Origin of the sequence: Dactylosporangium aurantiacum (assembly GCF_000716715.1) — a bacterium.
GTDB lineage: Bacteria > Actinomycetota > Actinomycetes > Mycobacteriales > Micromonosporaceae > Dactylosporangium > Dactylosporangium aurantiacum.
The window spans coordinates 1-22,727 of sequence record NZ_JNYJ01000067.1; the positions used below are offsets into that span (position 1 = coordinate 1).

General features: G+C 71.4%; 25 protein-coding genes and 2 pseudogenes. 13 read left to right on the plus strand and 14 right to left on the minus strand.

Going from position 1 to position 22,727, the window contains the following annotated elements:
* A pseudogene (locus OP18_RS61505) lies at nucleotides 1-120 on the plus strand (IS5 family transposase); the annotation flags it as partial.
* A 328-nt stretch (nucleotides 121-448) separates the two neighbouring features.
* Here OP18_RS61505 and OP18_RS46045 read toward each other — a convergent pair.
* Entirely contained in the window at nucleotides 449-802 is a 354-nt protein-coding gene (locus OP18_RS46045; protein ID WP_033366247.1) for a nuclear transport factor 2 family protein, read from the minus strand.
* 70 nt (nucleotides 803-872) lie between these two features.
* Here OP18_RS46045 and OP18_RS46050 point away from each other — a divergent pair, with 70 nt between their 5' ends.
* Both OP18_RS46050 and OP18_RS61510 read left to right on the plus strand, forming a co-directional pair.
* The gene (locus OP18_RS46050; protein ID WP_081971695.1) at nucleotides 873-1,454 is read left to right on the plus strand and encodes a TetR/AcrR family transcriptional regulator; all 582 of its coding nucleotides are present in this window, start codon (nucleotides 873-875) and stop codon (nucleotides 1,452-1,454) included.
* A 280-nt stretch (nucleotides 1,455-1,734) separates the two neighbouring features.
* A pseudogene (locus OP18_RS61510) lies at nucleotides 1,735-2,083 on the plus strand (ATP-binding cassette domain-containing protein); the annotation flags it as partial.
* 603 nt (nucleotides 2,084-2,686) lie between these two features.
* Here the strand turns inward: OP18_RS61510 and OP18_RS58270 are convergent.
* Nucleotides 2,687-3,064: an STAS domain-containing protein gene (locus OP18_RS58270; protein WP_156090260.1), complete on the minus strand. Its 378-nt coding sequence runs from the start codon at nucleotides 3,062-3,064 to the stop codon at nucleotides 2,687-2,689.
* A gap of 203 nt (nucleotides 3,065-3,267) precedes the next feature.
* On the opposite strand from OP18_RS58270, the gene OP18_RS46060 reads away from it, so the two are divergent.
* From OP18_RS46060 to OP18_RS56300, 4 genes are all read left to right on the plus strand, one after another.
* On the plus strand, nucleotides 3,268-3,627 hold the full coding sequence (locus OP18_RS46060) for an STAS domain-containing protein (RefSeq protein ID WP_162189919.1): 360 nt from the start codon (nucleotides 3,268-3,270) through the stop codon (nucleotides 3,625-3,627).
* A 261-nt stretch (nucleotides 3,628-3,888) separates the two neighbouring features.
* The gene (locus OP18_RS46065; RefSeq protein WP_033366253.1) at nucleotides 3,889-4,200 is read left to right on the plus strand and encodes an STAS domain-containing protein; all 312 of its coding nucleotides are present in this window, start codon (nucleotides 3,889-3,891) and stop codon (nucleotides 4,198-4,200) included.
* 40 nt (nucleotides 4,201-4,240) lie between these two features.
* A complete protein-coding gene (locus OP18_RS46070) occupies nucleotides 4,241-5,740 on the plus strand; it encodes an alpha,alpha-trehalose-phosphate synthase (UDP-forming) (protein ID WP_081971697.1) in 1,500 nt (499 codons plus the stop codon).
* 123 nt (nucleotides 5,741-5,863) lie between these two features.
* The gene (locus tag OP18_RS56300; RefSeq protein ID WP_081971698.1) at nucleotides 5,864-6,472 is read left to right on the plus strand and encodes a BON domain-containing protein; all 609 of its coding nucleotides are present in this window, start codon (nucleotides 5,864-5,866) and stop codon (nucleotides 6,470-6,472) included.
* Here the strand turns inward: OP18_RS56300 and OP18_RS58275 are convergent.
* The 8 genes from OP18_RS58275 to OP18_RS46100 form a co-directional block, all read right to left on the minus strand.
* The gene (locus OP18_RS58275; protein WP_156090261.1) at nucleotides 6,457-6,888 is read right to left on the minus strand and encodes a hypothetical protein; all 432 of its coding nucleotides are present in this window, start codon (nucleotides 6,886-6,888) and stop codon (nucleotides 6,457-6,459) included. The two genes, OP18_RS56300 and OP18_RS58275, sit on opposite strands and share 16 nt — an antisense overlap.
* A gap of 1,159 nt (nucleotides 6,889-8,047) precedes the next feature.
* Nucleotides 8,048-8,476, minus strand: a complete 429-nt coding sequence (locus OP18_RS58280; RefSeq protein ID WP_156090262.1) for a hypothetical protein — start codon at nucleotides 8,474-8,476, stop codon at nucleotides 8,048-8,050.
* Between the two features lie 255 nt (nucleotides 8,477-8,731).
* A complete protein-coding gene (locus OP18_RS58935) occupies nucleotides 8,732-9,103 on the minus strand; it encodes an STAS domain-containing protein (protein WP_033366256.1) in 372 nt (123 codons plus the stop codon).
* A complete protein-coding gene (locus tag OP18_RS46080; RefSeq protein WP_052388356.1) occupies nucleotides 9,100-10,497 on the minus strand; it encodes a serine/threonine-protein kinase in 1,398 nt (465 codons plus the stop codon). Before OP18_RS46080 ends, OP18_RS58935 begins: the two co-directional genes overlap by 4 nt.
* Before the next feature lie 319 nt (nucleotides 10,498-10,816).
* A complete protein-coding gene (locus OP18_RS46085; protein ID WP_389254132.1) occupies nucleotides 10,817-11,401 on the minus strand; it encodes a GerMN domain-containing protein in 585 nt (194 codons plus the stop codon).
* Entirely contained in the window at nucleotides 11,398-12,753 is a 1,356-nt protein-coding gene (locus tag OP18_RS46090; RefSeq protein WP_033366259.1) for a sensor histidine kinase, read from the minus strand. The genes OP18_RS46085 and OP18_RS46090 overlap by 4 nt, the downstream gene beginning before the upstream one ends.
* Nucleotides 12,750-13,424 carry a response regulator transcription factor gene (locus OP18_RS46095; RefSeq protein WP_033366262.1) on the minus strand — a complete coding sequence of 225 codons (675 nt, stop codon included), beginning with the start codon at nucleotides 13,422-13,424 and terminating at the stop codon, nucleotides 12,750-12,752. Before OP18_RS46095 ends, OP18_RS46090 begins: the two co-directional genes overlap by 4 nt.
* A gap of 360 nt (nucleotides 13,425-13,784) precedes the next feature.
* Nucleotides 13,785-14,156, minus strand: coding sequence for an STAS domain-containing protein (locus OP18_RS46100; protein ID WP_033366265.1), 372 nt, complete (start codon nucleotides 14,154-14,156; stop codon nucleotides 13,785-13,787).
* Nucleotides 14,157-14,361: 205 nt separating this feature from the next.
* Here OP18_RS46100 and OP18_RS46105 point away from each other — a divergent pair, with 205 nt between their 5' ends.
* The 3 genes from OP18_RS46105 (at nucleotide 14,362) to OP18_RS46115 (ending at nucleotide 15,727) form a co-directional block, all read left to right on the plus strand.
* On the plus strand, nucleotides 14,362-14,700 hold the full coding sequence (locus tag OP18_RS46105; RefSeq protein ID WP_162189920.1) for an STAS domain-containing protein: 339 nt from the start codon (nucleotides 14,362-14,364) through the stop codon (nucleotides 14,698-14,700).
* 80 nt (nucleotides 14,701-14,780) lie between these two features.
* On the plus strand, nucleotides 14,781-15,419 hold the full coding sequence (locus OP18_RS46110) for an STAS domain-containing protein (RefSeq protein ID WP_033366271.1): 639 nt from the start codon (nucleotides 14,781-14,783) through the stop codon (nucleotides 15,417-15,419).
* Nucleotides 15,416-15,727 carry an STAS domain-containing protein gene (locus OP18_RS46115; RefSeq protein WP_033366274.1) on the plus strand — a complete coding sequence of 104 codons (312 nt, stop codon included), beginning with the start codon at nucleotides 15,416-15,418 and terminating at the stop codon, nucleotides 15,725-15,727. The genes OP18_RS46110 and OP18_RS46115 overlap by 4 nt, the downstream gene beginning before the upstream one ends.
* A gap of 97 nt (nucleotides 15,728-15,824) precedes the next feature.
* On the opposite strand, the gene OP18_RS46120 is transcribed toward OP18_RS46115, so the two are convergent.
* On the minus strand, nucleotides 15,825-16,295 hold the full coding sequence (locus OP18_RS46120) for a hypothetical protein (RefSeq protein ID WP_033366277.1): 471 nt from the start codon (nucleotides 16,293-16,295) through the stop codon (nucleotides 15,825-15,827).
* Complete coding sequence (locus OP18_RS46125; protein ID WP_033366280.1) at nucleotides 16,292-16,816, minus strand: DUF1772 domain-containing protein; 525 nt, start codon at nucleotides 16,814-16,816, stop codon at nucleotides 16,292-16,294. Before OP18_RS46125 ends, OP18_RS46120 begins: the two co-directional genes overlap by 4 nt.
* 195 nt (nucleotides 16,817-17,011) lie before the next feature.
* Here OP18_RS46125 and OP18_RS46130 point away from each other — a divergent pair, with 195 nt between their 5' ends.
* Both OP18_RS46130 and OP18_RS46135 read left to right on the plus strand, forming a co-directional pair.
* Nucleotides 17,012-18,292 (plus strand): sensor histidine kinase, encoded by a 1,281-nt coding sequence (locus OP18_RS46130; RefSeq protein ID WP_245635768.1) that lies wholly within the window; start codon nucleotides 17,012-17,014, stop codon nucleotides 18,290-18,292.
* Nucleotides 18,183-18,845 carry a response regulator transcription factor gene (locus tag OP18_RS46135; protein WP_033366283.1) on the plus strand — a complete coding sequence of 221 codons (663 nt, stop codon included), beginning with the start codon at nucleotides 18,183-18,185 and terminating at the stop codon, nucleotides 18,843-18,845. Before OP18_RS46130 ends, OP18_RS46135 begins: the two co-directional genes overlap by 110 nt.
* A gap of 21 nt (nucleotides 18,846-18,866) precedes the next feature.
* On the opposite strand, the gene OP18_RS46140 is transcribed toward OP18_RS46135, so the two are convergent.
* On the minus strand, nucleotides 18,867-20,057 hold the full coding sequence (locus OP18_RS46140) for an MFS transporter (RefSeq protein ID WP_156090263.1): 1,191 nt from the start codon (nucleotides 20,055-20,057) through the stop codon (nucleotides 18,867-18,869).
* Between the two features lie 219 nt (nucleotides 20,058-20,276).
* On the opposite strand from OP18_RS46140, the gene OP18_RS46145 reads away from it, so the two are divergent.
* Nucleotides 20,277-20,927, plus strand: coding sequence for a class I SAM-dependent DNA methyltransferase (locus tag OP18_RS46145; RefSeq protein WP_033366286.1), 651 nt, complete (start codon nucleotides 20,277-20,279; stop codon nucleotides 20,925-20,927).
* 13 nt (nucleotides 20,928-20,940) lie between these two features.
* Here OP18_RS46145 and OP18_RS46150 read toward each other — a convergent pair whose 3' ends face one another.
* Nucleotides 20,941-22,704, minus strand: a complete 1,764-nt coding sequence (locus OP18_RS46150) for a bifunctional diguanylate cyclase/phosphodiesterase (protein ID WP_033366289.1) — start codon at nucleotides 22,702-22,704, stop codon at nucleotides 20,941-20,943.
* Nucleotides 22,705-22,727 lie beyond the last annotated feature (23 nt).

Here is a 22,727-nt window from a genome sequence, read left to right on the forward strand (position 1 = left end):
GCCGTCGAGTGCGGCATCAACCGACTCAAACGCCACCGCGGCGTCGCCACCCGGTACGACAAACTCGCCGTACGCTTCCAAGCCGTCCTCACCATCGCCATCATCGGCGAATGGCTCTGACCAGACTTACAAAACGCGCCCTAACCCCAGCACCTGCCATCCCGTCAGACGTCGTAGCAATCAACGTCCGACTGCAGCACATCACTGAAGATCAACGGCGTGGGCATATTGGTGCGTGTCGGCTCTCGGCACGACGGGAGCCCAACCGCGCAGGTCAAGGCCGGTGCAGAGCACTCGATGCGCTCAAGTAGTCGAACCCCAACGCGACTCTCGCTGGCTTGGTCTCCGTCGAGGGACCCACCAGCTCGAGTTGCTCCTCACGTGGCCTCTGACTGAACCGACGACGGCCCGGTACGCATGTCCGCGGTGGCGACTTGTCGCAGCCCGATCAAACGGTGCGCGTCATTTGGTCGACGCGCCGCAGGCGGCCATCGTCGGATAGTTCACCGAACATGAAGATTTCCGTGGTGACCGTCGCCCCCTTACGCATCACGGCGGTGAGCGTGTAGCGGGCGGCGATCCTACCGCCGGTGTCCAGCACCTCGTGGACGTCGATGCCGATGCTGGCCACCCGTTTGCGGGCCGGTCGGGCATGCGCGATCAGCCGTTCCCGGTCCAGCGGAAGGCCGTCGCTGTGCAGCACGAATCCGGGGGTGTGGTAGCGGTCGAACACCGCTCCCGCGTCTTCGTCCCCGAATGCGATCTCTTGCGGATACCGCTTCAGGTAATCCTGCATGTCCATCGTTCGGCACGCCCTTCGTTATCTCTGACATCTCCGTCCAAGATAGCGGTGTGGACTATCGTGGACAACCGTGTCAGACATAACGGGTAGGCGGCGCGAGCGGGCCGACGCCAAGCGCAGCCGGGCGAAGGTGCTCGACGCCGCCGTCGAGCTGCTCGGCCGCCGGCCCGAGGCCAGCATGGACGAGGTGGCCGCAGCATCCGGGGTGGCAAGGCAGACCGTCTACGCGCACTACCCATCGCGCCAGGCGCTGGTCACCGCCATCGTCGAGCGGCTCATCGCCGAAACCATCGACGCACTCGCGGGCGCCGGCTGCGAGGCCGCCACGGCGGCCGATGCGTTGTCCGACTGGCTATTGCGCAGCTGGGCCGTCATCCACCGATATCCGGTGCTGCTGACACCGGTCCTCGCATCGGCCGGCGGCGACGAAAGGGAACTCCACGCACCGATTCTCGACTCGCTACTGCGAATCCTGGATCGCGGGCGCACCAGCGGCGAATTCGACACCACGCAGCCGATCGGCTGGCAGGTGAGCGCGATTCTTGCTCTTGGCCACGCCGCTGCGGGCGAGGCGGGTGCCGGACGGCTGGACATGGCCGTCGCCGGCAACGCGTTTCGTGATGCGGTACTGCGGGTGACCGCCGGGAGGTAGCCCCGGGAAACGGTCAGAACCGCACCACCGATGTCGCCACGCCCCCGCCTCACCAAAGGTGTACCCCCACGGGTCTTGACGAGCACAACAAGGACCTGGCCGCCACATACCGCCGGCCACCACCTCGTCCTGATCCTGCTGCGCAACCAGGTCGCCGCCGCGATCGGCGTCGACCCGCTCACTCCCGAAGGCGTCGCACGCTGGCCAATGAGGTCACCGCGGTCTACACCAAGGGCGCATTCGTGACCGCGCCCGGACAGGAGACCCCGTGACGGACACTATCGACATCCACGAGCTCATCAAGTCGTTCGGCAAGACCCGCGCACTCGACGGCCTCGACCCCCGTCAGCGCCGGCGAGATCCACGGCTTCCTCGGTCCCAACGGCGCCGGCAAGTCCAACACCATCCGCGTCCTGCTCGGCCTGATCCGCGCCGATGGCGGCCACGTCAGGCTGTTCGACGCCGACCCGTGGCACGACGCCGCCCGGCTGCACCGCCAGCTCTCCTCCGTGGCCGGCGACGTCGCGCTGTGGCCAGGGCTGAGCGGCGGCCAGTGCCTCGACGTCATCAGCGCGACCCACGGGCGCGGCAGCCTGCAGCGCCGGCGGCGCCTCGTCGACCTGCGCCGGCATACGCGCACCTCGGTTCACGCCGTCACGGCCCAGCCCCCGCACGACCTCCAGGAACGCCGCGTTGACCCACACATCGATGGGACCCGGGTCGGCCGCGACATGATCCGCGGCCGCCTCCACCGCCGCGCCATCCGCCACACCGGCTCCACCGACTGCGGCCCGGCGCCGGCCGACTCCACGTCCCGCACGGCACCGGTCAGCCCGTCGATGCTACGGGCCAGCAACGCGACCGCGTCGCCGCCCGCCGCGAACATGCGGGCGCGGGCGCGGTCGATCCCGCCGCCGGCACCGGCCACCACGACCACCCACTACCGACCGTCGCTCGTCGTCATCTGCGCTTCGCTCCGTTCGCCTGGTCGCGTGAGCCGTCAGAATGCGCAAGGGCTGAGCAGCGCCGCTGCGCACAGCGGCGCCAGCCGCCGGCGCGGCGCCGCAGCCGGCCCCATGTGGACCACTACGTGACTCGGGCCCGAATAACCGACCAACGTCGATGTGCCCCGCGTCAGCTCCGCACTTCGCAGCTACCGGACCGCGCGAACATGCCGCCATCGATGCGTCGTCGAACCGGCGGCGCAGTCACGACGGGGCGGCCGGCTCCCATCACCGCACCCCGCCCACCGCACCCGATCCGGATCGCCGGGCGGTTGCAACCCGTGCCCGGCCACCGGCACGGTGTCGCGGCGCGTATCCCGACGGCGCCGCAGTCTGCAGCACTCCTTCGACCCGTGCGACGGCCAGCATGCGGTGCAGACGGCCAGATAGACCGCGCAAGGAAAGCCGCCCACCGCCTGCCCGAACCTCGATTCCGGCCGCATCGAGGTTCGGGCAGCGAGCAAGGTCCACAACCACATGCCACGGTCTGAAGCCCGCGGCCTCGTCGAGCAGGCGTCGTACCTGAGGTACGAAGTCAGCGTCGAGCGCGCCGTCGACAACAACCTCCACCAACGGCACCGCGGGCTCGCGCACGACCTGGTTCATGTCATGACCTCCGGCAGCTCGATTCGCTTTGCCTCCACGGTCCGCCGCCGCTGTAGAGGTGCAGCCCCAGCGGTGTGACAGATCCGTGACAACAATTACGCGAAGCAATCCGCCGCCGTCACAGGGCCGTCCAAGACCAGATGTCACGCAACTGTCACAAGCCCGAGCACTCTCCGCCGAACCCGACCGCGACGCTGGCAAGCATGGCCGCAGCACACGACGACATGCAGCCGATCACCCAGGAGCCGGCACGGCAACTGGTCGAAGTCTCGGTCACGGACCCGCTCGACACCAGTGCCACGCCGCGTGTCCGGGCGCTGCTCGACGACGCCGCCGCACTACGACCGGCGGACCTCGTGGTCGACATGACCGCATGTACGTACGTCGACGCCACCGGGATCGGCATGCTCCTCGACGTGCACCGCAAGGTGTGGCGCGACGGCGGCCGGCTCACCCTCCGAAACCTGTCGCCGAAGGTCGCCAGAACCCTGCAACTGGCACGGGTCGACCGAGTCCTGCACGTCACCGGCACCGCCGTCGGACCGGCGAACGCTTCGTCATAAAACTGTCATCCGTTCGCGGGACGGCTGCCATGCACCACACAAGGTACGGGCCGGCGCGCGCCATCCGAGGGGGCCACGCTTGACGGCACTACGCAGTCTCGACAGCACCAACCTCAGCCTATCGCCCCAGATAGGCGAGCAGGCGATGACCCGGAAGCACCCAGTGTTCCGGACCCTGGCGGAGATCCCGCGTTTCAAACCGGCCACCGTCACCCAGACCACGCCGGTGGGTGCACGGCGGCGCGACCGGGTCAACGCGCGATGAGCTTCTCGGTCGATGCCAGGATCGAGCACGGCGGCGTAGTCGTCGTCATCGTCCACGGCACTGTGGAGCACACCACGATCGCACCGCTGTGCGACACCATCAACCATGTCGTCGAACAGCATCGACCTCCATCGGTGCATATCGATCTGCAGTTCGTCACCTACGTTGACGCCGCCGCAGTGGGCGCCCTTGACGCGTGCCGCCGAACCGCCCGCAACAGGGGGACAACCATCGTGTTGCGCAACGCAAGCGCAGCCGTCCACCGGACGCTACAGCGGTCGGGCATGTTCGATCATCACGGCACCTGAGCGCCGTCACCCCGCACCAAGACGAGGACACAGCCAACTCATGCAGATGCCGGCCAGGCACGACTTTGTCGTTGTTACCGCACACCTACCAGTGGAGCCGATCGTGATGAACCGGCACGAACGGGTGCGGTGGCAGCCGAAGCGCAGTGGCGTGCACGCCGCGCTCCACCCGGTCGTCGCCCAGCGCCACGGCACGTGGGTCGGCTGGCACAGCCTCGACGACCGTCAGACGGGCCGGTTCAACAGCGACGGTATCAGCATGCAACCGGTGCCCATCCCGGCCCTCGACATCCACGACCACTTCGGCGGGCACTGCCAGACCTCGCTGACACCTCTCTATCACGACGGTGCGGAACCACCCCGGTTCAACCGCCGTTGGCGCCATGCCTACCGCCGCGTCAACGACCGGTACAGCCACGCCGTCGCCAACATCGCAGCGCCTGGTGCAACGGTCTGGGTGCACGACTACCAGCTCCAACTCCTCCCGGCAATGCTGCGGCTGCGACGCCCGGATCTGCTGATCGGATTCTTCCTGCACGTACCGTTCCCACCGATCGAGCTGTTCGAGAAGCTGCCCCAGCGCACAGAGATCCTCGGCGGTCTGCTCGGCGCCGACCTGGTCGGCTTCCAGAGCCGACGGTCTTCAGCCAACTTCTGTCAGGCGGTCACCGAGTTCGGCGAGTACCGCATGGACGGCGACGTGGTACACCCGGACGGGCGGCATGTCTCCATCGGCGCGTTCCCGACCTCGGTCGACAGGGTCGGATTCGAGCGGCTGGCCCGGGACCAGCGCACCCGACGCCGAGCAGCGCAAATCCGCGCCGAGCTCGGCCAACCACGCACGATGCTGCTCGCCGTCGACCACCTCGACCCGGCCACCGGGGTGGAACAACGCCTGGACGCCTACCACGAGCTGCTCGCCGACAAGAGGCTCGACCCGAACACGACAGTACTGGTCCAGATCGCCGTACCCGGCCGGCAGTACGGCATGGACCGACCTGACACGTGGACCCAAGTGGAACGCAAGGTCGCCCAGATCAATGGCCTTTACAGCTGGATCACCCGACCAGCGGTGCACCTGCTGCACCAGACGCTTGACTCGCGTGAACTCGTCGCGTTCTACCTTGCCGCCGACATCATGCTCGCCACCCCGCTGCGCGACGGCATGCACATCAACGCGAAGGAGTACGTGGCCTGCCGCGCCGACAACACGGGCACACTCGTGCTCAGCGAAGGATCAGGCACCGCCTCAGCACTCCCCGAGGCGATCACCGTCAACCCATACGACGTCGACGCGCTGAAGGCCGCCATCGTCGGGGCGATCGAGCTCGGCGGCCCGCACGGCCGAAAGAGCGAGATGCGCAGGATGCGACGGCGGCTGCACGAATATGACGTGCACAGGTGGGCCGCCGACTACCTCGACGCCCTCGCCGGCCCCGCGCCCCGCACGCCAGCCGGCGCCACACCACCTGGGCCAGCCTCCCACAGGCCACGACCGACCTGGAGCGGCCCAGCGGCTCGAGCACATCACGGAACGTAGCCGGCCCGACGCCACCGCCGACGGCAGTTGTCATCACATCGTCAACCGGTCGTGCATCGGTCGCCAAGCCCGCGCGGCAGCGTCAGAGGTGGCCCCATCCCCGCCAACGGCTGGAGGCGCGACATGATGGCATGGCTACCGTTCGATGACGAACATGACGAACATGACGAACACAACGGACGCGACGGACACGACGGGCGCTCCGAGCGGGCCCGACCGAAGCGAGACCTGGCAGAACTGCTCGCTCAGCGACTCCTGGCCGATCCGCGGGTATGGGGCCAGCACATCACCGTCCACGTCCAGCAGGCCGTCGTGATGCTCGAGGGCTCGGTCAGCAGCGTCGCAGCGCGGGACGCTGTCGTGGAGGCGGCGCGGAACCTCGATGGCGTCCGCGACGTGTGTTCATTGTTGTGTGTTTCGGAACCGGCCATTGAGGGCGGGGCAGCATCCGCGGCACCCGCCGCACCGCCGGACACGGCAGACGAGTTCGACCGGATCGTGGCCACATTGCTCCCCGCCGAGGAACGCAGCGACCGCGATACCGGCACGCAACGACGGATCCGAACCACAGCAGCGCTACCGGCGGCCGCCGGCATCGTCCTTTGGATGGTCGTGACAGCGTTGCTGGCGCACACTCCAGCGCCCGGCCCGCTCGCTGCAGCGGCAACGGTCGCCGTGTTGACCGGCTCAGCCGTCGCGATGGTCCGCCAATCGCGTCACAACCGCAAATGAGTCTCCGGACCCGGCACCCCGCCCAGCCCGGCCGGCGTGCACCGTTCCCCGGAGCCGTCCTCGACCGGCGTCGGCTGCTCGTGGGAACGCTCGCCGTAGCCACGACGCTGATGACGTGCGGATGCGGTGAAGACGAACCGCCGCCGCGCCCAGAACGTCGAACAGGTCCGCCGCGTACCAGGTTCCGCACCGGTGCGGTGATGACCGTGACCGGCATCGTCGCGCACGTTTACGGGCCGACAGCGTTCACTCTCGACGACGTCGATCTGCCTGAGCAGGGACTGCTCGTTCTCACCGCACTGCCGCAGCAGCTTCGCGTCCGGGACCTGGCTACAGCCACCGGTGAGGTGGCCGCGTTCACCGCGGTGCAGTTCACCGACCCTGCCCTGCACAGCCGGCTGATACAGGCCGGTCATGCTGACGCGATAGTTCTGCGAGCCAACGACGTCGTGTTGTACCGGTCAGCCTCAGCACCGGGCTCGCACACGCCGATCACAGCCAGGCACGATCCTGGAGGACCTCCGTCACGGCTCCGCCGGACCACCAGCTCCGGCGGACGCGCAGAACGATCACCGCCGTCCGTCACCGACCCGAACGTCATCCGCCGTCGGACAACGTCGTGAAACCGTCATACTGCCGCCAGGCCACCTCCATGCCCGAACCGCACCGTAGAAGGTCAAGCATCCCACGACAGGAAGCCCGCCCATGCGACGACACCGCGCAACAGTTGCACGTCCGGACCTCGACGCACGGCCTGGACAGATGTGCTGTGCCCGCCGTCCCAAAGTCCTCATTCCCGGAAGTGGTGCATATTCGTGCTGGTGATGCAGACTGACTCGAATTCCGGTTCCCAGCCGCACCTGTCGTGCGACGTCTGCGGCGTGTCCTTCTCCGACCTCATGGGCGTCGCCCTGCCTGTCGAGGCGGCATGGCCGGCGGCCTGTCGCCGCGGCTGGCAGTGTGAGGAGCTCGGCGGCATCCCGTGGCACCGCTGCCCTACGTGCGCGCAACGATAGAAGGCCGCGCCAGCGGCCTTCATGCCGACCATGCAGTCCGCGGATTGCCGGAACGGTAAACGGCACCGGGCACAACGCGGGTCGTCGATGCCGGATGCCGGCCTGCACGGTTGCGCCACCTGACGCTGCACCGCCCTCTGCCCCATGGCCGCAAAGCCGCCGACGTGCTCGCTCCTATGCAGCTCACCAACACGCTGCTGGACCTGGAAACTGTGCCGGGCTGGCCGGGGCCAGACCCCCGTGCACTGCGGTAAGCGAATCCATCGACCGAGCTGGTTCTCTGCAGGTCTGAAGACCCGCGGTGGCGGCTCGATCGGGCGCACACATCAGGCGCCCTGTTTCGGCGCCCGTGTCACCATACGTAAGCAGTGCACCGGCCGTTTGTCCGGCGGGTGGAGACGATCGGTCTGTAAGCGGACGGGTCAGCACTGATGAGGATGGCTTCGTCTGGGCAGGGCTCGAGGCCGAGCGCGTTGAGCTGACGGGGTCTTGCCACTGCTGGCCGACCTGCACCAAGATGCGGTTGTCGAGGTCGCGCAGCCGGTCGTTCAACGTCCGTTCATACCGCTAGAGCACCATCCCGGACACCGCCGCCAACGTCCACAGCAGCGCACCCGCGAACACCTCCGTGCGGGCCAGCAATATGGCGGTGAAGGTCACCACTATGGAAGCGACCGCCGCGCCGGTCGTCGGCACGCAGCGGGTCTGTGGCCAGCGTGGCACCGACGCAACCATCGCCAACCGTCCACCACAACGAGCCGCCGATCAGCAGCACCCAGGCAAGCATCGTCAGTAGCCACCTCGCAAACAAGAGTTCACCCCAGTTGGACCCGCCGAACCAGGCCAACAGCATCGAGCAGGCCACGGCTGCTGGGAACACCGCCAGTCCCGCCGCCAGCCGGACGCGGCTGCGGCGGAGTACCTGCCGCCCCTGCTCAAGGAGCAGGAGTTCCAGATCGCGGCCCCCCACGATGCTGTATCCGCTCACCTGCGTCCTCCTCGCCGCGCTACCTCTTCGTGCGATGAGTCCGACGACGATCTATCTGCTGCGACAGACAACCTTGAGTGGCAAATCCGCACGGAGACAAAAGTCTGCTGGCATGCGAATGCACCTCGATGGCAAAGGAGAACCCACCTGATCGGACAGAGGTGCGCCCCGCGTCGGCCTTCGACTCGGTGAGGCGCGCGGCGACAGGTCGGTGCAGCACGACGCGACCGTACGAGGCCGTACCGCCGCAGATATTTACGAACCGGTGTCGTTGCGCGTCGGAACCGCCGGATCGGTGACGCCGTCGGCCAGCAGCCCGGATGCCGCATCCGGATCCATCCGCTGCAGCAGGTGTCGCACCCGCGGCGGCGGTTTGCGCAGCGTCAGTCGCCCGCCCTGGTCGCGCAGCCTCCGGTGCAGTTCGACAAGAATCTCCATGCCTGCAGTGTCGATGGACGTGCATGTCGCGACATCGAGCTGCAGGTGGATCGGGCGCCGACCAGCCGAGCCGCTGAGGACGGTGAAGTACAGGGCAAGGTGTCCGATGTCACGAGGCCTGTTGACGACCGCGTCGAACCGGAGGACCCGCAAGGCGTCCCCGGAAGCCGCCCGGTCGGGCCGGGTCATGCCGAGTCCTTCCGGCTCGTGGCAAGCACGGACACCACACGCTCGCAGCTGATGCCGTTGACGGCGAAGCCGGTCGGCGGTGGCGCGTCGACGCGGTCCAGGGCGCCGGACATCGTGGCGGTGAGCTGCCGCCCTGCGGACAGCGGTTCGGTGCCGGTGAGGGTCACCCGCGTGTCCGTCTGCGACCACGGCATTCCGGTGACGGCGGCGACGTGCTGCCCGGCGGGCACGGTGAACTGCAGGGTCCACGGCTGTCGCACACGACCGGCGACGGACAGCTCCGCGGCGAACGTCGTGCCGTCGCGGTGGCTGGTGTACCGGACTGCGCACGCCGCGGGAGGCGCCTGCCCCGGGCCGGCCGCTGCGACAGCACCGGCGGTGCCACTCGCCGTGGCCGTCGACGGCCGACCGATCGGATGGATCCAGCCCAGAACGGCTGCGAGGACGGCGACGAGCGTCACCACTGACCGACGGTGCCGACGGTGCCGGGCAGGTGACTCCCATCGAACAGGCCGTGGCGTCGCCACCGGCGCCGGCCGGTAGCGTCCGCTCACTTCGTGCGTGTCCGGCTCCGGGTACGTGCCGTGCTCGACCAGGACCTCACGCAGGACACGAGCCACCTCGCGGCTGGACGGTCGCCGCTCCGGATCGTTGGACAGGCACTGGTCGCACAGCGCGACCACCGCCGCCGGCACCTGCGCCATCGGCGGCATCCGCACCTGCGGAGACCCGCACCGCTGCTGAACAAGGCCCGGCCGGTCGGCCGCGGTCCAGGGCAGTGCACCGGTCAGCATCTGCATCAGGACCAGACCCAGCGCGTACACGTCGGCGGCGGCGCTCACCGGCTCGCCCCGGACCTGTTCCGGTGCCATGTACTCAGGCGTTCCCAGCATGACCCCGACCGGGCCCGCGGGCAGTACCCCGCAGAAGGCGGCGAGACCGAAGTCGACAACCTTCACCCGGGACGCAGTGAGAATGATGTTGCCCGGCTTGATGTCGCGGTGCACGACCCGGTGCAGATGCGCCGCGTTGAGCGCGTCGGCGACCTGAACCGCGATGCGCACCGCCTGCTGCCACGGCATCGACTCCGACCCGGCCAGCCGCTGGCCGAGGGTCTCACCGTCGACGAATTCCATCACCAGGTACGGCAACCGCCGGCGGAGTCCCCGCCGGAGACGTCCCGCGTCATGGACGACGGCGATGTTCGGATGGACAAGGCGGGCTGCGGCACGCGCCTCGACCTCGGCCCGCGCCTGCGCACCCGCGAGGTGCGGCTGCAGCATCTTGACCGCGACGGTCCGTTCGAGCCGGACGTCGACGGCCCGCCAGACGGACGCCATGCCACCGGTGCCCGCTTCGGCGATCAGCCGGTACCGGCCGCCGATCATCGGCATGACTTCACCACCTCCTGGCGTGCGCCGCTCGGCACCGACCGGAGCCGACACCGCAATCCTCACCACAGGGCATGGAGGACAACCGTCGAATGTGTGACAGTTGCACGACGAGTCGGCCGTCATGGAACTGTCATGATTTCGCCGGACAGCCTCCACATCGCCGGAGCAGACTCCAACCGGCCGGCAACGCCACCGCCGGAACGGCTGCCGCACCCAGTGCAGATGTGGGCCGGTCACAGGTACTTCACCCGGAAGACGCGGCGGTGGGGTGCTCCCCCCGGTGTCCCACCGCCGCCCGGCTTCCGGCGCCGCCTGGCGGTCAGGCCGGCCGGATGAGGTCGGTGTAGTCGGCGGCCGTGAGCGGTCCGTCGGTCAGGGACGCGTCTGCGCGGGGTACCCGCAGCGGCTGTCCGTCGTGCAAGAACGACACGGTGCGGACGTCGGCACGGCTGGTGAGTGTGCACACGATCTGTCCGTAGGCGAGGACCTCGTCGCTGCGTCCGGCGCCGTCGGGCCGGCTGCCGATGCCGACCGTCGCGTCACCGCCGTGGATCTCGACCATGCCGGTCACGGTGATGCCGGTCAACGCGCTGGTGTACCCGGCTTCGCGCTCCGTGGCGTTCGGACCGGCAAGCAGCTGCCGCAGTTGCTCGTCGATAGCCGGCATCTGCACGGCCGGGCGGCGCACCGCGACAAGGCCGGCGTCACGGACGAGGAACAGCAGTTCGACCGGCACGCCCGGCGCCGGGCTTGCGGTCTGGGCCGCGGTCGTGGCATTCGGCCGGCTGCCGGCCGCGATCGGTCGTGGGCTGTCCTCGGTCGGTACGCCACATCCGGTGAGCGTCATCGCGGCGGTCAGCGCGGCGACGAGGGCGGCGGCGAGGGCCCGGAGCCGGCCGGTCACGACGGCTCCCGGCGCAGCTCGACCCGGAACCGGGCACCCCCGCCCGGCCGGTCCAGGACGAACGCCCGGCCGCCGTGTGCCGCGGCGTGCTGCGCGACGATCGCCAGTCCCAACCCCGCACCGTCGTCGTCGGTACGGGCGCGAGCCGCGCGCCCCCGCACGAACCGGTCGAAGATCGTCGCCTTGTCCGCCGGGCTGACGCCGGGACCCTCGTCGTCGACCTCGAGGAACCACAGATCGCCGGCCGTGCCGACCCGGACCGCGGTGGCCCCGCCGCCGTAGCGTGCGGCGTTGTCCAGCAGGTTGCCGACGATCTGTTCGATGCGGCGGCCGTCCACGAGCCACAGGTGCGGTGTGTCCCCGGCGGCGGTGACGAGGTCCGGCGCCAGCTTCCGCAGCTGGCACGCGCGCCGGGCGACCGCCATGACGTCGACCTCCTCCCGCTGGACCGGCTGGTCGCTCTTCGCCAGTTCGAGCAGGTCGTCGACGAGAGACTGGAACCGGTCGACCTCCTCGACGATCAACCCGACGGCCAGCCCGGTGCGCTGGTCGAGATGGTCGCGCCGGCGGGCCAGGACGCTGGCCGACGCGGCCAGCGTCTGCAACGGTGAGCGCAGCTCATGGCTGACGTCCGCGGCGAACCGGCGGTCCTGTTCGAGGCGTTTCGCCAGCCGGTCGACCATGTCGTTGAACGAGGTGGTGAGCTGCACGAGATCTGGTTCCACGGCGGGGTCCAGGCGAGTGGACAGGTCGCCGGCGGCGATCTCCTTCGCCGCGCCGGCCACCGACCGCAGCGGCCGGGCCACGTACCGGGCCGCGTACCAGCCCAGGCCGGCTCCGGCAACGGCGGTGAGCGCGGCCACGACCGTGAGCACCCAGCTCAGCGTCCGCAGCGTCTGGTCGAGCTCCCGGAACAGGTCGACCTCGTACAGCGCCGCCGTGTCGGACAACGGCACACCGACGACGATCGCGGGAACACCGTTGACCCGCACCAGCTGTTTGCCTGCCTGACCCTGCTGGACGAGGCGTTGCAGGCTTTGCGGCACCGCCTCGGTCGTGCCGTCGTCGGCGGCCCGGCCGAACCAGCCGCCGTCGCGGTACAGCATCGCCCGCCGGTTGCCGCCGGTGTCCAGCGCCCGCAACAGGTCCACGACGTCGACCTGGTCGGTGAGCACACCCTCCCGCAGGATCCGCGCGTCATAGGACACCGCACGCACCGACACCCGCTCGCGCCCTTCCAGCAGGTACCGCCGGGTCGTCTGATAGGTGGCGAACGCCATCGACGCCGACAGCAACAGCGCACCGATGGCGAACCCGCCGACGATCCGTGTCCGAAGCCCCGCGCGTCTCATCGCTGCAGCTTGTAGCCCATGCCGCGGACCGTGATGAGCCGCTGCGGTGTGCGCGGGTCGGGCTCGATCTTCTGCCGCAGCCGCCCCACGTGGACGTCGACGAGCCGCTCGTCGCCGATCTCGTACTCCCACACCCGCTGCAGCAGCTGCTGGCGCGACAGCACCAGGCCGGGATGCTCAGCCAGCTCGCACAGCAGCCGGAACTCCGTGCGGGTCAAAGCGACCGGCGCTCCCTGCAGCCGCACCTCCCCCGCCTCCGGCACGATCTCCAGGTCACCGAAGACCAGCTTCGACATGGTCGCCGCCGCGGCACGAGCCCGCCGGCGCAGCGCCCGCAACCGGGCCGACAGCTCCTTCACCGCGACCGGCTTGACGAGGTAGTCATCGGCGCCCGCCTCGAGCGCCGCGACGATGTCGTGGGTGTCGTCACGAGCGCTCACCACCACGATCGGCACGTCGTCGTGGCGGCGCATCTCCCGCACGCACTCGAAACCGTCCATGCCCGGCAGCATCAGGTCGACCAGGACGGTGTCGGACGGCTCGGCCCGCTGCGCCTCCAGGCCCTCCTCCGCGCTCGCCGCGCCGCGGACCGTGTACCCCTCGTCCTCCAGCGCCAGCACCAGCGACAACCGGATCCGGTCGTCGTCCTCGATCACCAGTACACCTGCCATCAGCTCATCATGCCTTCCCACGATGCGTGCCTCCGCGCCGGAACGCCGTGACGCGATCAACGGTGTCCGCCGACCACCCGCCGGGGCCGGGCCGGTGCCGTCGCGGCTCGACAGCGCAGTCACCGGGCGCCCTCGGTCGGCTGCGCCAGCCACCAGCGAAGCTCCGCGCACTGACGCTCGCTGGCCAGCTGCCGTGCCCGCCGCCACTGCCTGCGATGCCGCGGCCGGTAGCCCGGCGGACGGGCGGCGACGCGCGCGGCGGTCTCCACGCCAGGTTGCGTCCCGCTCAACGTGACTGGCTGCATGTGTCTCCCTCCAGCGGCATACGGGTCCGGCGACGGATCAGGCGGCCGGGCCGGGTCACTGTCCCGGCGCCGCGCCGGCCGGGGCGTCCCGCGGCGCGGCGGAGCTGATCGATGCCGCCGGTCCGCGCCGGCGGTGCTTCGACCGGTAGCCGGGCGGCGTCGGTGCCCGCGGCGGCACCTGGTCGAGCCGCGGGTTCATGCCCCGCAGCGTGAGCCGGCCGCCGATCGCCCACAGGCGCTCGTGCACGGCGGCGAGCACTGCGGTGCCCGCCTCGTCGACACCGGTGCACCCGGTGAGATCGATGACGAGATGCGCCGGGCCGGCCGTCACCGCGGCCTCGAGCCGAGGCTGCCAGCGCGGCAGGGTCGCTGCGTCCAACGGTCCGGTGATGACGACCACGACCCGCGGCACGATGGGCGTGGTCACGCGACCTCCCACGAGATGTCCAGCACCTGCATCACCCTGCGTCGTGGATGTGGAGAAGATCCGGCAGCGGGATGACGGTTCCATGACGGCACCGTCCGAGCGGTGCCAGGCTGCCGGCTGCCGATGTCACGCAACTGTCACAGGGTCGAGGGCTGTCCGCCGAACCCGGCGGCGACGCTGACCTCAGGACATGGAAGGAGACGGCATGCAACCGATAGCGCACACACCAGCGATGCGGCTGGTCGAGGTGCTGGTCACCGACCCGCTCGACAGCAGCGCCGCGCCGCGCGTACGGGCGCTGCTCGACGACGCCGCGGCACTGCACCCGGCGGACCTCGTCATCGACATGACGGCGTGCGCGTACGTCGACGCCGCCGGCATCGGGGTCCTGCTGGACGTGCACCGCAAGGTGTGGAGCGACGGCGGCCGGCTCACCCTGCGCGGCCTGTCACCGAGAGTCGCCCGCACCCTGCAACTCGCCCGGGTCGACCGGGTCCTGCAGGTCGCCGCCGCGGCGGCCACGCCATCGCCCGCTTCGTCATAGAACTGTCATCTGTTCGCGGGACGGCCGCCATGCCCCGCACCCAGGGTGGACATGTCCGCACCATCCGATAGGGGCCGATATTGACCGCGCTGCTCAGTCTCGACAACAAGAACTTCTCGCTCGCCTGTGACAGCTGCGGCCAACTGGTCACCAACCTCGCGCCGACAATGGGTGACTGGGCTGTCGCGTGGAGCCTGTTCAGTCAGGACGGCTGGACCGGTGACGACCTCGCGACCGGACCCCACACGTGCGGGCGCTGCGCCCCCACCTCCCGGCCGCCCCGGATGATCGAGCAGGCGCTGACCCGTGAGCGCACCACGCCGGTGGCCCGCGAGTCACGCCGCCTGACCATCGGCCAGGTGGCCGATGTAACCGTCGTGACCCTGTGGGGCAACCCTGACCTGCTCGTCAACGCCCGGCTCCGCGACGTCGTGCTCGACCTGCCGGCCGGGGCACGGCGCCTCGTCGTCGACGTCAGCAGGGTGGCGCGCCTGGACTCCGGCGCACTCGACGTCCTGGTCGAGGCGCACCGCCGGCCGGTCACCGTCTGCCTCGTGGGCCCGACCCAACAGGTCCGCGACGCGCTGCGGCTGCTCACCCTGCACGAGCTCTTCCCGACGTACCAGACCGTGGCGGAGGCGACCTGCTGCCGCACGGCCACCGGCCCCACGCCCCCGCCGGCGGCCGTGCACCGCGACGAGCGGGTCGAGGTGCGGTGAGCTTCTCCGTCAGCAGCAGCATCGAGCACAGCGGAGCGGTGGTCATCTCCGTGCGCGGCACGGTGGAACACACGACGGTCGCGAGCCTGTGCGACACGATCAACCACGACGTGGAGCAGCACCGACCCGCGTTCGTGTACGTCGACCTGCAGTACGTCACCTACATCGACGCCGCGGCCGTCGGCGCGCTCGACGCGTGCCGGCGCAGCGCCCGCAACGGTGGGACGAGCGTCCTGCTGCGCAACGCGAGCGCGGCCGTCGACCGGACCTTGCAGCTGTCAGGGATGTTCGGCCGGCCCGGCGGGTAAGGACGTCCGCGGCGGACCGGGCGGCACGGGCGCGAATCGCGGCTGGCGTCCCTGAGGCTGCACGCCGCCGCGCAGGTCGCCCGGTCCGGGGACGGCGTCACGTCCCGGGGTCGTCGGTGCGTTCCGGCTGGCCGGTCACGACCCGGCACAGCAGCGCCGCGACGGCGCCGGTGACCGCGCCGACGAGCGTCCCGGTGACGAGGCTGGACACCACCGCCGCGCCGCGCATGAGGCCACGCTGCACCGCGGGGTCGACGTCGGCGAGGTTCCCGCCGAGCGTCGGGGTGGCCCCGCCGAAGGCGGTGTCCCACAGCAGTTGATGGCCGGCGGCGAGGAACACGCCGTAGAGCACGCCGATGACCAGGACGGTCAGGAACGGGCGCGCCGGCCGCCGCCACAGCACCGCGGCGATCCAGCACAGCGGTGGCAGGAAGACCAGCAGCCCGTTGACGAGGCTGCCCTCGTGGATGACGTCGAGGTCGTGCAGGACGAGCCGGGGTACGGCCAGCGCGGCCAGGCCGGCCAGCACCGGCCAGGAGAACCCGAGCGTCCGGCGCGGCCGGCTCATCGCGCGGCCTCCGCGGCGACGGCCGCGCGAGCCGTGTCACGGGCGAAGCGCAGCAGCGCGGTGAAGGCGAGCACCGCGGTGACCGCGCCGCCGGCGAGACGGACCCGGTGCCCGGCGACGAACTCGCCGGCGACCTGCCGCAGGTACTGCGGGGAATGGGTGCCGACCGGGTCGACGAACATGATCTCGTTGCGGGGCCAGAAGAACACCGCGGAGAACAGGAACTCGCAGGCGATGAAGGCCGCGGCCGCGCCGGCGACCCACCACCGCAACCGCGGGTCGCGCCACGTGAGCAGCACCGCGGCGAGGCCGCTGAGCACCACCGTGGCGCCCAGCGGCGGGAAGTAGTCGCTCGGGCCGCCCGCGACCATGAACTCGCGGGCCCGTTCCAGCGACGCGGGGGCGTCACCGAAGATGTTCGGGTAGAGCATCACCGTCTCGGCGGCGACGCCACCGAACGACAGCATCGCGGTCCACACGAGCACCACGAGTGCGATCCAGGTCAGGTTGGTACGGGACACGTTCGGGTCCTCCTGTGTCGTCGCGCCGGCGCCGGGCGCGGTCCCTGATGGTCGTCGACCATGCTGCGGCGCGGCCGGCGTCGCCGTCTGCCGCCTGCGGGAGCGGACCGGCGTCGCTTCCTGACGTACGCGGCACCGCGGACGCGACGCTCCATGGCGGCAGCGGCCGCCCGGCACGGCCTTTACGCTGCAGGTGTGCGTTGCCGACCCACCCGCACCGACGCGCTGCTCGGTGCCGCCACCTGCTGCCTCGTCGCGGCGGCCGTGATCACCGGCGGCGGCCCGCCCGGGCAGGCGGCGCTCGCCTACGCCTTCGCGGCCGGCTTCGGCGGGCTGCTGCTGTGCGCCCGGCGGTGGCCGGTCCCGGCACTGCTGGCGACCGCGGCCGGCATCGTCGGGTACTACACGCTGGACCTGCCGGCGATGGGCCTGGCGGCGCCGACCGCCGCCGTGCTGTACACGGCGGCGGAGTGCGGCCGGGCGGTGCCGGCGGCGCTCATCGGCGGTGGGCTGCTGGCGGTGTCGGTGGGGACGCGGCTGGCGGAGGGCGACGACGTCTCGGTCGTCGTGGGCGTCAGCCTCGGCTCGGAGGCCGCGCTGATGCTCGCCGTCATCGCCCTCGGCGACGCGGTGCGCAGCAGGAGGTCGCTGCGCGCCGAGATGGCCCGGCAGGCGGCCGCCGCCGTCGAGGACCGCCGCCGGGAGACCGCCCGGCAGGTCGAGGCCGAGCGGCTGCGCATCGCCAGGGAGGTCCACGACACCCTCGGCCACACGATCTCCGTCGTCACGCTGCAGTCGGCGGTGGCGCAGGAGGCCCTCGCCGACAACGCACCGGACCGGGCCCGGACCGCGCTCGCCGCGATCAGCTCGGCCGGCGGCAGCGCGATGGGTGAGCTGCGCGCCACCCTGCACACCCTGCGCCGCGACGGCGGTGCCCGCGAGCCCGCGCCGGGCCTCGACCAGCTGCCCGCTCTCGTCGACGGGGTGCGCCGCAGCGGCCTGCCCGTCGGGCTGACCGTCACCGGCCGGGTCGACACGCTGCCCGCCGTGGTGGCCACGACCGCCTACCGGATCGTCCAGGAGGCACTCACCAACACCCTGCGCCACGCGCATGCCGGCCGGGTGGACGTCACGGTGCGGGCGACCGGATCGCGGCTGTCGCTCGACATCGTCGACGACGGTCGCGGCGCACCACCGGGCGCACCGCTGGACGGCGAGGGTCACGGGCTGCGAGGCATGTTCGAGCGGGTCCGCCTGCTCGGCGGCACCCTCGAGGCCGGCACAGTCGAGGCCGGCACAGTCGAGGCCGGCACAGTCGAGGCCGGCACAGTCGAGGCCGGCACAGTCGAGGCCGGCACAGCGGCGAATGACGGACATCCGGGTCGTCATCGTCGACGACCAGCACCTCGTCCGCGGCGGGCTCCGCGCGCTGCTCGACCGCGCGCCGGACATCGCCGTCGTCGGCGAGGCCGGTGACGGCGCCGAAGGTCTGCGCGTCGTGCGGGCCGCGCGCCCGGACGTGGTGCTCATGGACGTCCGCATGCCCGGCACGGACGGCATCGAGGCCACCCGCCGCGTCCTGGCCGACCCGGACCTCGCCGACGTCCAGGTCGTCATGCTGACCACCTTCGACGACGACGAGTACCTCTTCGAGGCAATCCGCGCCGGCGCGGCCGGCTTCCTGCTCAAGGACACCCCGCCCGACGCCCTGCGCGCCGCGGTGCGCACCGTCGCCGGCGGCGACGCACTGCTGTCCCCCGCCGTCACCCGGCGTGTCCTGGCGGCCGCCGCCCGCTCCCCGGTGCCGGACGGCCGGCGGCTCGCCGGGCTCACCGACCGGGAACGTGACGTCCTCGCGCAGGTCGGCACCGGACGGTCCAACGCGGAGATCGGCGCCGCGCTGCACCTCAGTCCGGACACCGCCCGCACGTACGTGAGCCGGCTGCTGACCAAGCTGGACGCCCGCGACCGTGCCCAGCTCGTCGTCATCGCCTACGAGACCGGACTCGTCACCCCCGGGGGCGGCTGAGCGGGGCGCCGGGCGGGCGCCTCAGGTGGCGGTGAGCGCGGGCGGGGCCGGGCGGGCGCTGATCAGCAGCAGGCAGCCCGCGGCGCTGATCACCGCGCACAGCAGCAGCGCCGCCCGGTATCCGAGGGCCTGCGCGGTCGCGCCCGCGACCAGGCCGGAGACCAGCGACGCGGCGATGAACGCGTTGGCGAACAGGGCGGTCGCGCGGCCGGTCGCCTCGGGCATCAGGTCCTGCATGTACGTGATGCCCAGCGCGTTGACCGCGGCGATGGCCAGGCCGCGGGCCACCTGGGCGGCGATCAGCAGCGGCATGCTGGACGTGGCCGGGACCAGCGCGAAGTACACCACGAACAGCACCATGCCGAGCAGGATCACCCACTGCCGGCGGACCCGGGCCGGCAGCAGGATCAGGCCCAGCGCCGCCGGTATCTCCGCCAGCGCGCAGGTGCTGGCGAGCAGTTCCACGTCCTGGTCGGGCCGGCCGAGGGTCCGCGTGAGGTACAACGGCAGCGCGACCGAGCCGGCGCACATCGCGGTGTTGAACAGCATGAAGCTCGCCGCCACCAGCAGCACCGGCCGACGCGGCCGGGTCGGCGGGTCCGACCGGTCCGCGGCCCGGGACGTGACCGGTGTCGGCCCCAGCAGCAGCAGCGGCGCCGTGACCAGCGCGAACGTCAGGGACGTGAGCAGCAGCAGGCCGCCGTACCCGCGCCAGGCCAGCGCCGCCGAGCCCAGGATCGGGCCGATCGCCCAGGCCAGCGAGAACACCGACCGCAGCGCCAGCGTGCCGCGCCCCGGCGCGCTGCCGGAGGCCCGCTCCAGGTGGGTCCGCGCCAACGCGAACACCTGCGAGAAGGCCGCCAGGCCGGCGCCGAGCAGTCCCGCCCCGATGACCAGCAGCAGGGCGTACGTGGTGGTCGTGCTCAGCGCGAGGTACCCGGCGGCCGGCGCCAGCACGGCGAGCAGCGCCGGCCAGCGGCCGGCCCCCCGGTCGTACCGGCGACCGAGCCAGGACGTGACGCACAGCCCGCTGACCGCGATCACGGAGAGGAACACCCCGACCCGCAGCGGGGACAGGTCCGCGCGGTCCGCGCCGAACAGCACCAGGTACGGCCCGATCATGGAGTCGGCGATGCCCAGCAGCAGGACGCAGAGCAGCAGGTGTGGCAGCTTCGCCTCGACGACCCGCCGCGCGTCGGTGACCATGTGCATCCACATCCCTGGATCACGCCGGCCCACAACGCATCGACAGTCGTGCCAGCCGTGCCGGCTCGCCGCGGACACTACCAGCCAGTCCGGCGAAGCCCCTTGCAACGTTCACCCGCTCCGCGAGGCCGGCCTGATCGATGGTCGTACGGGACGCGGAGGCACCTCGGGCGGTCGGGGGTACATTCGCCGCCACAACGGTCTCGACGGAAGGATCGACGGGGAATGGACGCCAGGGCCGAGGAGCTGCGGCACGCGCACGACGTGCTGTCCGAGTGGTACGCCGAGAACCTGGTCGGGGTGCTGGAGCGCATGCCGGTCGAGCGGGCGGTGCTCGACCTGTTCGCCGAGCTGACGCTGGCCGTGGGGACGCAGGTCGCGGACGTGGGCTGCGGCACCGGACGCCTGCTGCCCTACCTGGCGGGCCGGGGCCTGTCCCCGCGCGGCGTGGATCTGTCGCCGGGGATGGTCGAGGTCGCGCGGCGCGAGCACCCCGGCTTCACGTACGAGGTCGCCGACCTGCGCGCGCTGCCGTTCGGGGACGCGTCGCTCGCCGGGGTGGTGTGCTGGTTCTCGCTGATCTACCTGGCCCCGGACGCCAGGGTCACGGCGTTCGCCGAGCTGGCCCGGGTGGTGCGGCCGGGCGGATACCTGGTGGCGGCCTTCAAGCACGGCGATGGCACCCTGCACCGCAACGCTCCGGGCAGCCGGGTCGAGCGCTTCGGTGTCGACTTCGACCGGTACTGGCTCTCGGCCCGGGAGATGGAGGACCGCTTCGCCGCCGCCGGGTTCGGGTTGATCTTTCAGGGCAGCACGCCGCCCGAGGGAGCGGAGCCCCCGTACGGGTACATGCTGGTCCGCAGAGCCGGCTCCTGACGCGGGGCACGGCTCACGCCGGGCCGGGGCTGAACAGCCGGTCGGCCGCCTCGGGGGTCATCGGGTGGGCGAGGTAGTCGCCGCGGGCGCTGTCGCAGCCGAGGTCGTTGAGGGCCTCGAGCTGGTCCCGCCGGTTGACGTCGATCGCGGTGACGGTGCGGGACAGGTCGTGGAACAGCTGGATGAGCCACGCGAGCGTCGTGCTGCTGGCCAGGTAGTTCGGCAGGTAGACGTCGAGGCCGTCGAGGAGGCGCGGGTCGAGCACGACGGTGCTGACCGGGGACTCGGCGAGGTTGGCGGGGCTGCCGGTGTTGTTGACGGCGACGCTGATGCCGGTGCGGGCCAGCCCGTCGAGGGTGAAGGCGAGGTCGCCGCCGGGGTCGTGCAGGGCGTCCTGCGCGACGACCAGTTGCAGCCGGTCCGGCGGCAGGCCGCCGGCGTCCAGCGCCGCGATGACGGCGGCGACGATGCCGGGGTCGCGCAGGTGGGTGACGGCGCAGTCGATGCTGAGCGTCGGCGCCTCGGGGCCGGACTGCCAGGTCGCCGCCCGGGCGCAGGCCGTGCGCAGCAGCTGGATGCTCAGCGGGATCAGGACGCCGACGCGTTCGGCCAGGTCGAGGAACTCACCGGCGGGCACCGGGCCGATGGTGGGATGGTTCCAGCGCGGCAGGGCGTGCATGCCGATGACGGTGTTGTCGCGCAGGCGGATGATCGGCTGGTACTCGATGACGAGCTCGTCGCGGTGCACGGCGTCCGGCAGGGCGTGGGTGAGCTGGTGGCGGCGGATGTCGAGGGCTTCGCGGGCCGGCTCGAACAGCGCCCACGCGGTGGTCGGGTCCTGCCGTGCCCAGCTCAGTGCCATCGACGCGGCGCGCAGCAGGTCGCCCGCGCGGCCGCCGCGGACGGGGCGCTCCACGATACCGGCCCTGGCGGTGACGGACACCAGCTGCCCGCCGGCCCGCAGCGGGCGCTGGAGCAGCTGCAGTGCCGCGTCGGCGGCCTTGACGGCGTCGTCGGGTCCGGTGGTGTCCTCGGCGACGACGGCGAAGGTGTCACCGCCGAGGTGGGCGAGGTAGTAGGAGCGTGCGGTGGCCAGGCTGCGCAGTCGGCGCGCCGCGTCCTGCAGGAGCCGGTCGGCGGTGACGGTGCCGTAGGTGTCGTTGATCGCGGCGAACCGCTGGACGTTGAGCACGCAGACACCGATGCGCGCGGACGGCTTGCCGGCGATGACCGTGCCGAGGTAGGTGGTGAGGGCCGCCCGGTTCGGCAGGCCGGTCAGCGGATCGCGCAGCAGGGCCTGCCGGACCTGGTGTTGCAGGTGCTGCTGATGGGCCCGCCAGGCCTCGCGCTCGTCGCGGCCGATGCCCTCGGCCGCGTCGCGGACCTGGTCCCGCAGTGCGGTGGTGAAGCCGAGCGCGAGCTGCTCGAGCAGTTCGGCGAGCCGATCCTGCGGTGCCGGTCCGACGAGCCCGAGGTCGGCCAGCAGCCGCTGCCGCAGGACGCGCATGCTGGCCGCCATGACCCGCGGGTCGGTCAGGCAGTTGCGGACGAGCTCGGCGCCGGCCCGGAAGCCGGCGTGGGGATCGGCGACGGGGCCGGTCACCGCGGCGTGCAGCTGCCCGGTGAGGGTCCGGAGGATCTGGGTGCGGCGGGCCCGGCCGCCGGGAATGAAGTTCGTCCTGGGCAGGCTGCGCTCCCAGACCGCCGCGAACGCGCTGACCCGGGCGTCGGCGGTGAGCGGCGGGTCGGCCGGGAACTCAGGCGGGGATCCTGTCACCGCGTGCGACGCTCGCGGCGTGG